We start from the raw sequence: 12,574 nt of genomic DNA on the forward strand, positions 1-12,574 counted from the left end.
TTTCACTCAACGGATTCAAGTTTTTCTCTAAATATAGATAGAATATAGTTCTTTGCTTGTGTAAAGGTCAATTTAGGTGGCATAGGTCTTTCATTAGGATCTACTACAACATCCATTACAAATGGGCCTTTACTCTCCTTAAGCTTCTTTAACCCCTCATCTAAGTCTTTCGGGTCTTCTACCCTAACACTCTCAATCCCAATGGCCTCAGCTAGTTTCGAAAAATCTGGGTTATATAAGTCCACACCCCATTCTGGATATCCCATAACTTCTTGTTCAAATTTTATCATTCCTAACTTAGAATTGTTAAAGATTACTACTTTTATTGGCCTAGAGTATTTTTTAGCAGTTATTAATTCCATCATAGTCATAGCAAATCCCCCATCTCCCACTAGGGCTAAGACTTTGTCAGTTACAAATGAAGCACCCACTGCCCCGGGAATGCCAATTCCCATAGAACCTAACCATGAAGAAAATACGAAACGCTGCTTACCAGAAGCTTTAAAATGCCTGCCCCCCACATGGTTACATTTCCAGTATCTACTACCACAACACCTTCCGTAAATATTTCTGAGAGTTTAGCAGCAACTTTCTGCGGTTTTATTGGTGTTGAGTTATCTTCCTCTACTTTCTTTAATTCATTGAACCACTTTTCCTTGGAATCTTTCATTTTTACGTAAAACTTTTCTTCTTTTTCCCTTACCTTACCTACAATCGATTTAAGAAAGTCTTCTACAGTAGTTACTAAAGGAACATCAACTTTCACTCTTTTTGAAATATTCTCTGGATTAGTATCTACTTGGATCACCTTCACATCCTTAGGTAGGAAATTAACATAAGGAAAAGAAGTACCCAAAAGGATAAGTAAATCAGCTTTATTTAGTGCTTCCACAGATGGCTTAGTTCCTAAGAGTCCTATCCCTCCCATAACCTTCTCATCATAATCTGAAAGCACTCCTTTACCGTTTAACGCATAAATTATTGGAGAACCTATTTTCTCCGCAAATTCATTTAATAATTCCGCTGAACCTCTAGCTCCACCTCCTATCATTACAACGGGGTTATTACTCTCATTGATTAACTTTACCGCGGGATCAACATTAACAGAGTAACTAACGTTAACCTCAAAAGTTCCTTCATATTCTTCTCCTTCCATTCTGAGAATATCAACTGGAAGATTTAGATGTGCAACTCCCCTCTTAGTCTTAGCCTCATAAATAGCCCTCCATATTAGATATCCCGCATTTTTTGGATTTACAACCATTTGATTAAATACAGCAACATCGTCAAACAATTTAACTAGGTTTACTTCCTGAAAATAATCATGTCCTAGCATATCACTTTCTATTTGACCAGTCAGTGCTACAACTGGTGCATGATCCATTTTTGTGTCATATAGTCCGTTTAATAAATGTATAGACCCTGGCCCAGAAGTTCCCATGCATGCAGTCACATTTCCAGTTAATTTAGATTCCACAGATGCAGCAAAAGCTGCTCCTTCTTCGTGCCTAACTTGTATATACTCTATCTCTTTATTTTTCCTAATTGCATCAACTAATGGATCTATAGAATCACCGGGTATACCATAAATTCTCTTTACTCCAGCTCTAACTAATGTATCGACTATTATTTCTGCAACATTTTTAGCCATAGTATCTATTTTAGCTACTGATTAAAAAACGTTATTATTAAAGATTTTGATTCAAAGAGAATTATTTATCTAAATAAGATAGCCATTTTAACATATTATAAAAATTAATATCTTAATTCGATCTTTCACACGTATTTTTATGTGACGTGTGGTGAAGTAAATACAAAATTATCTTCAAAGTGGTTGTTGGAATATTATTGTTATGACAAGTTATTCTTTCTTAGCAGTTATAGAGAATAGTTTACATTTTTATACTCCGTTAAGAACTCATAAGAAATATAGTTTTACTAATTAAAAATTTCTTGTGATAAAAATGTGAAATAACTTCAAAATATTTATTATTTCATGAGCTAATATTATAATTTTTATGGTAAAGTAATTTCCTTAAACTGCTATCAGAATAACTTCAAAATAAGCTTATTACCTATAGTATGTATATAGTATATATGAAAACGATAATGATAAGGGATGATGTGTACAAAAAATTGCTTGAAATTAAAGGAGATAAAAGCTTTAGTGAAGTGATTGAAGAATTAATAGAAGAATCGTTGAATGTAAGGAGGAAAAAAATTGAAAAATATTTTGGGATTCTTAAGGAGGAAGAGGCCAAGGAGTTGACTAAAGAAATTGAGGAAATGAGGAAGAGGATTGATGAAGATATTACTAGAAAGCTCAGCGATTATTGAGTACTTGAAGGGAAATAAGAAAGCAAAAGAAATTCTAGATAATGCTGAAGATTTTTATGTTAGCTCATTGAGCGTCTATGAGATATTATTAGGAAAAATTAATGAAAATAAAATGTTAGATTTTCTATCATCATTTAAAGTTTTAAGCGTTACCCTAAAGGATTCTGTAATAGCATCGAGAATTTATAAAAGATTGAGAGATAAAGGAATACTAATCGGATCTTTTGACATACTAATGGCAGCTCAAGCTATCAATAGAGATTTAACCCTTGTAACTAAAGATACAGATTTTTTAAGGATAAAAGGGGAATATGAGAATTTCAAGCTACTTATACTTTCATAATCAAATGCAAAGTCAATGAATTTATCATTAAAGGTTTTTAATTCTTAACCCTTTCTTTAACTACTAATCATTCCTTTACTTTCTTTCTCTTCAAGTTCCTTAATTAAGTTAATAATTTCGGCATGTACAAATACTTGGGGGAAATTACCGGTAAATTCCTTCTTCTCAACATCTAAATGTTCTCCAATAAGCTTTAAGTTCCCTGCTATCTCTTCTATGTTAGAGATTATATTCTTTGCTTCTTCAATTCTTCCCAGCCTTATATAAACTCTAGCTAACCATAATGTAGTTAGGAGAAATGGATGTTTAGCTTCTCCCATAAAGTCGGTCTTATATCTCTTAACAAAGTTACCGACTTTAAGTTCCTTCTCTATCTTAGACAAAGTATTTAAGAAAAGTATATCTCTTTCGTTCACAAAACCATATAGAGGTGCGGAAAGTATTGATGAATCAACGTCTTCACTTCCAGCAAATCTTGCAAAATAACCATTTGTTACACATTTTTCTAAAATCCATTTCCTCAGTGATTCTCTACTTTCCCTCCATCTATCTTCTTTGCCTATATGTTCTGCAAGCTTTCCAGCTCTATCTAAGGCTACCCACATCATTATTTTAGAGTGAGTATAATGCCTAGGTTCACCTCTGTCCTCCCATATTCCAGAATCCTTTAATAACCAGTTTTCGGAAACCCAATCTGCAATGTATTCAACTTTGTCAAAGACGTCTTTTATATAAACCTTGTCTCCAGTTTTTTCAAAGTATTTATAAAGTGCGTTTAAGAAGAATCCCTCTACATCAAGTTGTATTTGTTTTGATGCTGCATTTCCTATTCTAACGGGCTTTGAGTTCTTATATCCAGATAACCACATTAATTTAACTTCTGGTGGAGGTATTGTACCTTCTATAGTATATAAAGGATAATAGAAAGGTTTTGACGTAAAGTTAATTAATGACAAAAGGAAATTGAGTATCCTTCTAGCCTCTACAATAAACCCTGCATTAATTAATGCCTCAGCCGTAATTGATGAATCTCTAACCCAAGCAAAACGATAATCCCAATTTCTTGAGCCACCAACAACTTCTGGCAAAGAAGTAGTGGGAGCTGCAATTGATGCTCCAGAAGGAGAATAAATTGAACCTAAAAGAACGAAAACTGAAGATTTGTATAGATCCTCATACATGTTAGATTTAACTTCAAAACTCTCCCAGTATTCTATGGTCTTCTCGAAAGGCTTCTCAAAATTTAATCTTAAATTCTTTCCTCTTTCACTTAAAGCTCCATGCTCCACATCTGTAGAGTAGTTAGCTATTAAAAATCCTTTCCCTTCAGAAAATTTCCAGACGAAAGGTCCTTCTCTTTTAACTTTCCCGTCCCAACTATAGAGAAAAGCTACGCAATCCCTACCCTTAGAGTTGATAAACTTATCCTTTAGTATTATTGGCCTATAAAGTGCATACTTAAAGAAGGGTTTGAAAACTACTGAAAATGGAACTTCACTTTCAACCTTTCTTATTATCACAGTTTCACCTAAGGGTAATAAATCAGTAATTTTAATCTTTCCTTTTTCTGTATTAACTTCTGTAGTTAACACCAAAGGATGCTCATAATACTGCTTTAGCTGAGACTCTTTCTTTACTACTATAGAGAACTCTCCCCCGTCTTCATCTAGTAGCTTAGCAAATATTGAAGGAGAATCAAACTTAGGAACTGGGAACCAAACTATTGAAGTACCTTGTATAATTGCGGAGGTTATCTGGTTTGATATAAAACCTAATTTCACGTATGAAATTCAGGTTTATAAAATAAATACCTTTCTTAAAACCTTTTTTTCGCTAATACAGTAGTTAATATATGAGTGAAAAAGAGGAAATATTGAGAAAGATTAAGACTCGAGAGTTAGCTGAAGCTTTCAACAAAGTTGATAGGTCTTTATTCCTTCCAGAGAACTTAAAGGATTATGCATATACTCATGTAAATGAAGCTCTACCAATTCTGCCGGGTATAAATACTACTGCTCTTAACTTAGGAATTTTTATGTTAGATGAGCTAGACCTTCATAAGGGACAGAAGGTTCTTGAGATAGGAACAGGAATTGGATATTATACTGCTTTAATTGCTGAAATTGTTGATAAAGTTGTAAGCGTAGAAATAAACGAGAAAATGTATAATTATGCTTCTAAACTACTTTCTTCTTATCATAATATAAAACTTATACTGGGTGACGGGACGTTAGGATATGAAGAAGAGAAACCTTATGATAGGGCGATTGTTTGGGCTACTGCACCTACGCTTCTTTGTAAACCTTATGAACAGCTTAAAGATGGAGGAATAATGATTTTACCAATAGGAGTTGGAAGAGTACAGAAACTTTACAAAGTGATTAAGAAAGGAAATAATCCATCACTTGAGAACCTAGGGGAAGTTATGTTTGGAAGAATCGGTGGTCTTTACGGTTTTTATGATGATTATGATGATATTGAATTTAGAGTCAATAAATTAGAAAGACAAATAAAATCTATATTAGATAATTTGGTAAAGAAAACTTAAAATTTCCTGCATTAGATAAGGCAATCCTCAGTTTTTCCTTGTTCTCAATATTTTCTTTGTTATTAAAAATAGATTTACAAGTTATATTCCTTAATTAAATCTGATTACGTATTAAATCAACTAATGTGATATAGTTAAGTACTTTCAACGGGTATTTTAGTTAGAGAAATCTTTCTGTTTAAACCTACAATATCGACCTTAATGGTTAAGTTAAGTATTTTCTCAAAAGATACGTAGTCTTTTAGTTTACCCGAAAAGAGTTCCCACCAGAAGTAAGAAAAATAATCAGCAATCTGCAGAGGAACACTCATATAACTCCTTCCATGTTTCGATAAGGATACCCTAAAAGATTTTCTAACAATCCTTTCTAACAAGTCATCAAATATAGGATTATCGTAAAACGCAAATGTAGAGCTCTTATTAAAATTGAAACTCTTAAAAACTCCTAATAAATATTTTTTGTCAACTTTGTTTCTGTCAAGTAATATGACTATAAAAGACTCTATTCCGTATTTCTCAAACACATCTATTACTAACCTTCTAATTTTCTCTGAGTCATTAGTAGCGTGGATAATGTGAGCTACCCCGCCCTGAAGGGCGGAGCTTCCTGCTTCATAGCCCCACCTTGCCCGTAGCTTTTCGCTACGGGTAGAGGGTAGAGCTCCACAGGCACTAAGGATGGCTCCCACCCCGATCTCTTCAATATGTTTAAGCAAGCGTTATAATCACGATCAGTAACCCAACCACACTTAGGACAGCTGAACACACGGTCAGTCAAAGTTAACTCTCTCTTTACGTACCCGCATTTGGCACACATCTTTGAAGTATATGCTGGATTTATTAACAACAGTTTCTTTCCATATTTTTCCAACTGATATCCTAGTATTCTCTTCAACTCATGGAATGCAACATCGTGTAACCTCATCCTCAACTTCCTTTCTGACTCCTCCACCAGTTGTTTAACATCTATGTCCTCCATTACTACAACGTCATAATGTTGTGCGAACCATTTGCCCAACTTCATATAGAGGTCTTGTCTCAAGTTCTTCAAGTGTTCATAACCCCTAGCTAACTTCACTTTTGCTTTAAACCAATTTTTCGACAAGAACTCTTTCCTCGAGAGAACCTTGTGGAGTTTCCTTATCTTCTCAAGTGCCCTCTCATAAGGTCTCAAGTTAGGGAAATAGAACCCATCACTCGTGGTTAAGAGTTTCTCTACCCCAACATCTATTGCAACTACCTTACCAGTCTTTGGGAGTTGAGAGAATCCAACACCTTCAACTATGAAGGAGACATATACTCTCTCTGAACGTGTTAGTTTAACTACCACCCTCTTTACTTTGTCAAGCGGGAAGTCCCTATGAACAATGACCTTAAACACGCCGAGATTTGATAACCCCAATAACATCAGCTTCTTCTTATTCTTCCTACTCTTAGTCCTTATTTCCCTGCTCTCAAGTATTTTCCATCCACTTTGTGGGTAAACAAGAGAGTAGTACTTATGGGGTTTCTTCTCCTTAGGAAAGTGTGCTAGACCTTTGAAGAACCTATCCCTAGCATCGTAATAACGATCGGCAATTTGCTGTACTACTTGTGAGTAGAGTTGTTGGTACTCCTTATCTTGCTTTCTTAGATCTAGAGCGAGTTGTCTTAACTCCGTTTGTGTAAGACCCTTTCCGTCCCTTTGGTAGAAATAGATATCTGCCCAGCGTAGGGTGTTGTACATCTCACATGCTAACCTCAACTGGGCTTTTAACGCCCTAATTGTTTGATCGTCAACATATGCACGAAAGCGGAACCCTACGTTGGGCATTAATAAAATGTTCGAGAGTGGATTAAAAAATATTTCTACAAAGGGGGATATCCATCCCCACTGGCGAGGTTTTTCGCCCCCTTTGAACCCCTAAACTTTATAATCTTTTCCTAACGTCCGTTTAATCTCCTTAAAAGCCTTACCAAATTTTGTCTCTTCTATTGAATTACTATCGTCTGAAACTACTATACTTATAACATAAGGTGATATGAGATCATGATCCCCAGAAGTATCAATGCCTAAAAATAACATAAAGGTTTTTATTAGTCAGTGCTATATATATTTATAGTGACGATGAAGCGGAACCTCCCGGGGATACGGGAGGGATGAGGTGGAGGATGCGTAGTTAGTAGTATATCTTCGTTTTGGTGCTTTGGTAAATCCTATCTTTCTCATACGCTAAGCTTATCAACTACTTATATAAGTGAGGTTCTATCACAGTGCTAATTTAAAAGTAAACTCAGCATTGGTAATCCATTTTGGGAAAACTATTTTTAGCTCTTGAGTTAATTTTAGTTATGGTTGAAACCGAGGTTAATGATAGGCATATACCACCTTTCATCTTATCGTCACCACTACGTAGGTTATTTGAAAACCCTTATTCTCTCTTAAGAAAGTTTATAGTAGAGGGAATGGTTGTAGTCGATCACGGTTCCGGGCCAGGATACTATACAATACCTATGGCTAAGCTTGTAGGAGAAAAGGGTATTGTATACGCTGTTGATTCAGATCCAAAAACTATTTCTTATCTTGAGAAAAAACTGAAAAAATTAGGAATCAACAATGTAAAGACCATTGTGAGTAGGAATTTAAGTCCAATAAGGACAGAGTCTGTCGACTTTTTAATTTCGAAAGATGTATTGTGCTGTACAGTTCTTCATAAAGAACTGGCAAAAGATATAGAAAGAGTTCTCAAAAAAGGTGGGAAAGCATATGTTACAGTAAGGCTTGGGAGAGTAAATAAAGATCCTAGAGCCCTAAGTGCAGAAGAATTTTTCTCACTTTTCACTCTAATTAAGGAAAAGGGAAAGAGATGGTTAAGTGCTTGGGTTATCTTAGAAAAACCTAAAACATCGTGAGATAATATCTTCAGAATTATTTATCCAAATAAATATTCTCTGTTTATATTTGTTAAAATTAAAGAATTATACACACACTAAATCTTTAAAAAATCTAAATATATCATAATCCTTAAGAATCTTTCCTAATTAAATAATAGGATATAACATCTATGTGGAATCCTATAATACCCATAGCTTTAAACGATAGAATTTTATCTCAATAAAGAATAGTATCTTTATTATAACATCTGTAGCGTTTTTAAATAAGAAATGACATTACTTTTTAGTTGTAAGAGCTAAAATGCCCGCAATTAGTAGAAGTATAAACGGTATTATTCCGAAGAATCCAAATGGCAAAGAAAATATTGAGGCTAAAATTAGAAGAATTCCTGAAACCATTCTATCATTTATTAATGAACCTATAATACCTAATATAAATGCTGGTATAAACATAAAGAAGAATGGAAATCCCATCATCATAAAACCATATCCCATCATCCCTCCCATCATGTAAGGTCTATTAAAAAAGAACATGAATGCTGGTATTACAAAAACTAGTAATAATATTGATCCAATAAGTCCTAAAATTTGATAAGTCTCCATTTTACATCACTACAATTTCACCGTACATTCCCATTTCTGCATGTCCTGGATATTCACATAAATAGTAGTAAGTTCCTGGTTGAGAAAATGTAGTAGTAAAACTGAACTCATAAGCCTGTCCAGAGTTATAATTCGCTGGAGGTAATAAGGGACTCATTCCCAATACATTCATTCTTATATACATCATGACATAATATGGATAAGGAGGAGAAACTGGAGTTATCGCAATATTGTGATAATCACCCGCATCAAGATTTATTAACACGACATGGACTGAAGCACCAGAAGGTATTATCAATGTGGGATTTATTAAACCATAAATCACGAAAACATTATGTTGAGCATAAGAAGGAGGAGTATAACCAGTTAAGTTTACAGCCCTTTTATGTCCCATTGATAAAACCACTATAGTAATATCTTTTGATGTAAAGATTATACTATCGTTATTAGGAAATACCTTTGCATATGAAGGAACATCTCTCATCATAGATATCGCCTCAGATATAGGTACTGTACTTTCATACATCACTTCATATCCTCCATAATATCCCATCATATGATACATTCCTCCACCTCCCATCATCCCTCCACCCATCATTCCTTGCCCATAATATCCCATATTCTGTAATTGTTGATTATAGTAGTTTGCAGACTCTTGTTGATATTGCTGCGGTAGATAAACCATGTAGTAAGCATATGAAACTACACCAGCAACTACAACAGCTAATACAATTAATATTATAAATAACCGATTCATAGTATTACTTTTTATCTTTATGATATTTAAATCTACCTATAAACTTTTATTAAAATATATGATTTTTAGTTAAACATATTTTAAGGATAAAAACTAATAATAGTCATTATATATTAATTAAATTCTTTTATTTATCAAATTAATATTTTTTCTAGCATTATTTTATTCCTATTTTCTCTCTCACTTTATTATACAACTCCTCTGTAATCTCTTCTACTTTTTTCTCATCTATTACGTACTCTGCAACCTTACTCCTTATCTTATCTTTAGTTTTAGCGTCAACCCTAAAGTATGCTATATGATCACCATTAAGGTACATATACACATAAAACCAACCTCTTTTTCTTTTTACATTCACACTAAAGTTATATCCTCTCTTCTCAATTATTTGCCCGTTAACCGTCATATTAATGAATTTATCTAACGCACTGTTTGACAATATTGCGGGTATTATAGTCATCTCTAAAATAAACTTATCCCTAATTATCTTAGGCACGTTCTTTATTATTTCCTCCTGTATATCCTTAAGAACGTATAATTGCCTAGAATTTATATGAATTATTCCCATCGTAGAAATCTCCTGATTTATCTTCTCTGCTAAATCCTTAAAAACAGGCAGAAGTCTACTACTAATTAATTTATCAATCTCACTTCTAAAATACTTAAATGCTAAAGGGTACTCTTTTTCATCTATACCTTCATATATCCTTTCCTCAATTTCCTTTAACTGCCTCTTAGCCTCCTCAATTTCATGAGTCTCTAAATGATAGGGGTATTCATATTTCCTTAATGTAACACCACATTTTTCACATTTAACCTCACTTAATTCTTCCGGCTTATTCTTTCTTAAGAAATCTTCAGCCACCTTAACTAGGTATTTAACATAATCATTTATCCATGAAGATACATTATCAACGCATTCAACTATTTTATCCTTATTACACTCAAGCTCCAGATTATAGTCTACTGGTATCATACCGGAATAGAAGGATATACTTGCCTTATTATAATTCATTGTAGCCTCTACTATTGCATCATATCCCTCATCATCTTCTATCACATGTTCAACAATTAGTGGAGGAAAGTTAACTATATCTAAGTAAACTGTTAATGAGTCTCCAAACTCAATATCCAAATCATCTTCCAAAATTGTAGCAGTACCCCATTCATACTCCTTCATATAACATTTAGCTGGGACGTAATAAGGTATTTCATGAAATCTTCCGAACTCATCATAATATTCCTCTTTAGTACACATGATCTCTTCAAAGTCCCTTAGCATATTAATAAAATAACCATGTGAAATTTATTTTTTCTTCATTAAACACTTATCGGAAAAAAAGATTACAAGTCTCTACTTGAGCTTTCCGTCATAGACACCGATGGTTAGACCGGAAGTAAGGTACGCCATGGGTAAACACTGAGTATTCTTTATATCTTTTTTCTCATACATGCTATACTCGTATTTTCCCTGCTAATGTATAAAAGCTAGGAGTTAAAAGTTTAAATGTGGAAGTTACAAAACCCTGGATTGATGATAAGAAATATAAACAAGATAGATTGACAGAAGCTAAATATGAGGCTGAACTGGCTAAAAGATTCCTTGAAAACGGATTATTTAGAAATGCCGCAGGTAAAGCTTTTCAAGCTTGGAAGGCTTTATTGGCAGCTATTTCAGTTGACTATGTGCAAGAGCTTTCTAAATACTTTAAGGGAAAGAAAAGGATGAGGGATGGAAGAATAGTTAATTATGCTGAATGGATAATTGCGGTAATGCCGACAAGTAAGATGAGTAGTGTAGCCCAAATACTTGATAGTATAATAGGAAATGATATAGAAGCTTATACCGATATTGCAATTAAACTACATGAATTTCAATATAATGGATTAGATAAAAGTGGTGAAGTAAGCAGATATCCCTCAATAGAGTTTATGAAAGTGGACTTGGAAAAGCTTCTAAAGGCAATTGAAAAAATTATTGCTAGCAAAGGATACTGACTTCCTTATATAAAACATATTAGTCAGATCTGTGTAATACAGATCTGACTGGGGTGTAGGCCGTTGACTTCCTTGGGCTTGAAGCCCGTCGGGGAGCTTGGCCCGCCTCCAATTCGGACCGGAAGTTGGGCAAAAAGCCCGAATAAAACATAAGGGTGAGTATACATGGAGGCCCCAGTCGCAGGAATAGACGTATCAAAAGATAAATTAGTAGTATATTTCCAAGGCAAATACTACGAGTTTCCTAATGATAGGCAAGGTTATGAGGAGATAATTAAGATCTTGCCTAAGGGTTGTAAAGTGGGTATTGAAAGTACTGGAATTTACCACATTAACCTAGCAAAGTACTTGATGGGAGAGTATGACGTTAGGATTATTAATCCCTTCATACTCAAGAAGTTCAAGGACTTTAGGGGTAAGAAGAGTGATAAGAATGATGCTAAAAAGCTTGCTGAACTAGTTGTAAGTATGGGTAGTGAGTTTACAACAAGTGATGCTAGGGAGTTAACTAGCCAATGGGATTTTGTTGTTAAGAGTATTGCTAGGGTTAAGAATAGGTTGAGGAGGGATTTGACACTTTTGGGCTATAAGGATAGTTTGTCCAAGAAGAACTTAGAGGAGGTTTTGAGGGGTGGGGATAGTATTGTCTTGGTTGAGGTTAGGTTTCTTTTGGAGGAGTTGGAGAGACTTGAGGTTAGGAAGAGGGAGATTGAGGAGAAACTTGAGGATCTTGTTCCCAAGGATAGTTTGATTTTCACCATTCCTGGTATTGGTAAAACCTTGGGTTGTATAATTTTGGGTTGGTGATATTAGGCGCTTTAGTGATAAGAAGAGGTTTGTTGCTTATTGCGGTCTTGACCCAGTTATTGAGTCTAGTGGTAAGAGTGTTGTTTCTAAGGGTATTTCTAAGAGGGGTGATGCTGTTTTGAGGAGAGCTTTCTATCTTGCAGCTTTAACTGCTATTAGGGTTAATCCTGTTATCAAGCGTTTTTATGAAGAGCATAAGGGAAAGTTGAAGGGTAAGAAGTTGATTATTGCCTGTGCAAGGAAATTAGCTGTTATTACTTGGGCTGTGCTGTATTATAATAAACCATTTGATGCTAGCGAGTGATAA

At 34.4% G+C, this 12,574-nt stretch carries 14 protein-coding genes and 1 pseudogene; 6 read left to right on the forward strand and 9 right to left on the reverse strand.

Going from position 1 to position 12,574, the window contains the following annotated elements; all coding sequences use genetic code 11:
* Positions 1–2: 2 nt before the first annotated feature.
* Together D1869_RS15380 and D1869_RS05040 are read right to left on the reverse strand one after the other, a co-directional pair.
* Positions 3–521: a thiamine pyrophosphate-dependent enzyme gene (locus D1869_RS15380; protein WP_231113725.1), complete on the reverse strand. Its 519-nt coding sequence runs from the start codon at positions 519–521 to the stop codon at positions 3–5.
* Positions 461–1,651 (reverse strand): thiamine pyrophosphate-binding protein, encoded by a 1,191-nt coding sequence (locus D1869_RS05040; protein ID WP_231113727.1) that lies wholly within the window; start codon positions 1,649–1,651, stop codon positions 461–463. Before D1869_RS05040 ends, D1869_RS15380 begins: the two co-directional genes overlap by 61 nt.
* Before the next feature lie 431 nt (positions 1,652–2,082).
* Between D1869_RS05040 and D1869_RS05045 the strand changes: the two genes are divergently transcribed.
* A complete protein-coding gene (locus D1869_RS05045) occupies positions 2,083–2,337 on the forward strand; it encodes an antitoxin VapB family protein (RefSeq protein ID WP_156014185.1) in 255 nt (84 codons plus the stop codon).
* Entirely contained in the window at positions 2,303–2,680 is a 378-nt protein-coding gene (locus tag D1869_RS05050; protein ID WP_156014186.1) for a type II toxin-antitoxin system VapC family toxin, read from the forward strand. Before D1869_RS05045 ends, D1869_RS05050 begins: the two co-directional genes overlap by 35 nt.
* 56 nt (positions 2,681–2,736) lie before the next feature.
* Here the strand turns inward: D1869_RS05050 and treH1 are convergent, their stop codons facing one another.
* Positions 2,737–4,461 (reverse strand): alpha,alpha-trehalase TreH1, encoded by a 1,725-nt coding sequence (gene treH1, locus D1869_RS05055; RefSeq protein ID WP_156014187.1) that lies wholly within the window; start codon positions 4,459–4,461, stop codon positions 2,737–2,739.
* Positions 4,462–4,532: 71 nt separating this feature from the next.
* Here treH1 and D1869_RS05060 point away from each other — a divergent pair, with 71 nt between their 5' ends.
* Positions 4,533–5,228, forward strand: coding sequence for a protein-L-isoaspartate O-methyltransferase family protein (locus tag D1869_RS05060; RefSeq protein ID WP_156014188.1), 696 nt, complete (start codon positions 4,533–4,535; stop codon positions 5,226–5,228).
* 134 nt (positions 5,229–5,362) lie between these two features.
* On the opposite strand, the gene D1869_RS05065 is transcribed toward D1869_RS05060, so the two are convergent.
* The 3 genes from D1869_RS05065 to D1869_RS05075 all read right to left on the reverse strand — a co-directional run bounded on the left by D1869_RS05065 (position 5,363) and on the right by D1869_RS05075 (position 7,293).
* On the reverse strand, positions 5,363–5,752 hold the full coding sequence (locus D1869_RS05065; RefSeq protein ID WP_184651078.1) for a hypothetical protein: 390 nt from the start codon (positions 5,750–5,752) through the stop codon (positions 5,363–5,365).
* 56 nt (positions 5,753–5,808) lie between these two features.
* Positions 5,809–7,041 carry an RNA-guided endonuclease InsQ/TnpB family protein gene (locus D1869_RS05070; protein WP_156014190.1) on the reverse strand — a complete coding sequence of 411 codons (1,233 nt, stop codon included), beginning with the start codon at positions 7,039–7,041 and terminating at the stop codon, positions 5,809–5,811.
* A 90-nt stretch (positions 7,042–7,131) separates the two neighbouring features.
* On the reverse strand, positions 7,132–7,293 hold the full coding sequence (locus tag D1869_RS05075) for a hypothetical protein (RefSeq protein ID WP_156014191.1): 162 nt from the start codon (positions 7,291–7,293) through the stop codon (positions 7,132–7,134).
* Positions 7,294–7,559: 266 nt separating this feature from the next.
* On the opposite strand from D1869_RS05075, the gene D1869_RS05080 reads away from it, so the two are divergent.
* On the forward strand, positions 7,560–8,120 hold the full coding sequence (locus D1869_RS05080) for a class I SAM-dependent methyltransferase (RefSeq protein ID WP_156014192.1): 561 nt from the start codon (positions 7,560–7,562) through the stop codon (positions 8,118–8,120).
* Between the two features lie 258 nt (positions 8,121–8,378).
* Here the strand turns inward: D1869_RS05080 and D1869_RS05085 are convergent, their stop codons facing one another.
* The 3 genes from D1869_RS05085 to D1869_RS05095 form a co-directional block, all read right to left on the reverse strand.
* A complete protein-coding gene (locus D1869_RS05085; protein ID WP_156014193.1) occupies positions 8,379–8,705 on the reverse strand; it encodes a hypothetical protein in 327 nt (108 codons plus the stop codon).
* A gap of 1 nt (position 8,706) precedes the next feature.
* Entirely contained in the window at positions 8,707–9,462 is a 756-nt protein-coding gene (locus tag D1869_RS05090; RefSeq protein WP_156014194.1) for a plastocyanin/azurin family copper-binding protein, read from the reverse strand.
* A 157-nt stretch (positions 9,463–9,619) separates the two neighbouring features.
* Positions 9,620–10,744, reverse strand: a complete 1,125-nt coding sequence (locus D1869_RS05095; RefSeq protein WP_156014195.1) for a hypothetical protein — start codon at positions 10,742–10,744, stop codon at positions 9,620–9,622.
* Positions 10,745–10,971: 227 nt separating this feature from the next.
* Here D1869_RS05095 and D1869_RS05100 point away from each other — a divergent pair, with 227 nt between their 5' ends.
* Both D1869_RS05100 and D1869_RS05105 read left to right on the forward strand, forming a co-directional pair.
* Positions 10,972–11,460, forward strand: coding sequence for a PaREP1 family protein (locus D1869_RS05100; protein WP_156014196.1), 489 nt, complete (start codon positions 10,972–10,974; stop codon positions 11,458–11,460).
* A 165-nt stretch (positions 11,461–11,625) separates the two neighbouring features.
* Positions 11,626–12,571: pseudogene (locus D1869_RS05105) on the forward strand (IS110 family RNA-guided transposase).
* Positions 12,572–12,574: the final 3 nt, after the last annotated feature.

Source organism: Sulfurisphaera ohwakuensis (genome assembly GCF_009729055.1).
GTDB classification, from domain to species: domain Archaea; phylum Thermoproteota; class Thermoprotei_A; order Sulfolobales; family Sulfolobaceae; genus Sulfurisphaera; species Sulfurisphaera ohwakuensis.

Bases quoted from the DNA above. Each gene is read 5' to 3' on its own strand.
- D1869_RS05045 (WP_156014185.1), top strand. From the start codon at position 2,083: ATGTATATAGTATATATGAAAACGATAATGATAAGGGATGATGTGTAC.
- D1869_RS05070 (WP_156014190.1), bottom strand. From the start codon at position 7,041: ATGCCCAACGTAGGGTTCCGCTTTCGTGCATATGTTGACGATCAAACA.
- D1869_RS05075 (WP_156014191.1), bottom strand. From the start codon at position 7,293: ATGTTATTTTTAGGCATTGATACTTCTGGGGATCATGATCTCATATCA.
- D1869_RS05085 (WP_156014193.1), bottom strand. From the start codon at position 8,705: ATGGAGACTTATCAAATTTTAGGACTTATTGGATCAATATTATTACTA.
- D1869_RS05090 (WP_156014194.1), bottom strand. From the start codon at position 9,462: ATGAATCGGTTATTTATAATATTAATTGTATTAGCTGTTGTAGTTGCT.
- D1869_RS05060 (WP_156014188.1), top strand. From the start codon at position 4,533: ATGAGTGAAAAAGAGGAAATATTGAGAAAGATTAAGACTCGAGAGTTA.
- D1869_RS05040 (WP_231113727.1), bottom strand. From the start codon at position 1,651: ATGGCTAAAAATGTTGCAGAAATAATAGTCGATACATTAGTTAGAGCT.
- D1869_RS05095 (WP_156014195.1), bottom strand. From the start codon at position 10,744: ATGCTAAGGGACTTTGAAGAGATCATGTGTACTAAAGAGGAATATTAT.
- D1869_RS05080 (WP_156014192.1), top strand. From the start codon at position 7,560: ATGGTTGAAACCGAGGTTAATGATAGGCATATACCACCTTTCATCTTA.
- D1869_RS05050 (WP_156014186.1), top strand. From the start codon at position 2,303: ATGAAGATATTACTAGAAAGCTCAGCGATTATTGAGTACTTGAAGGGA.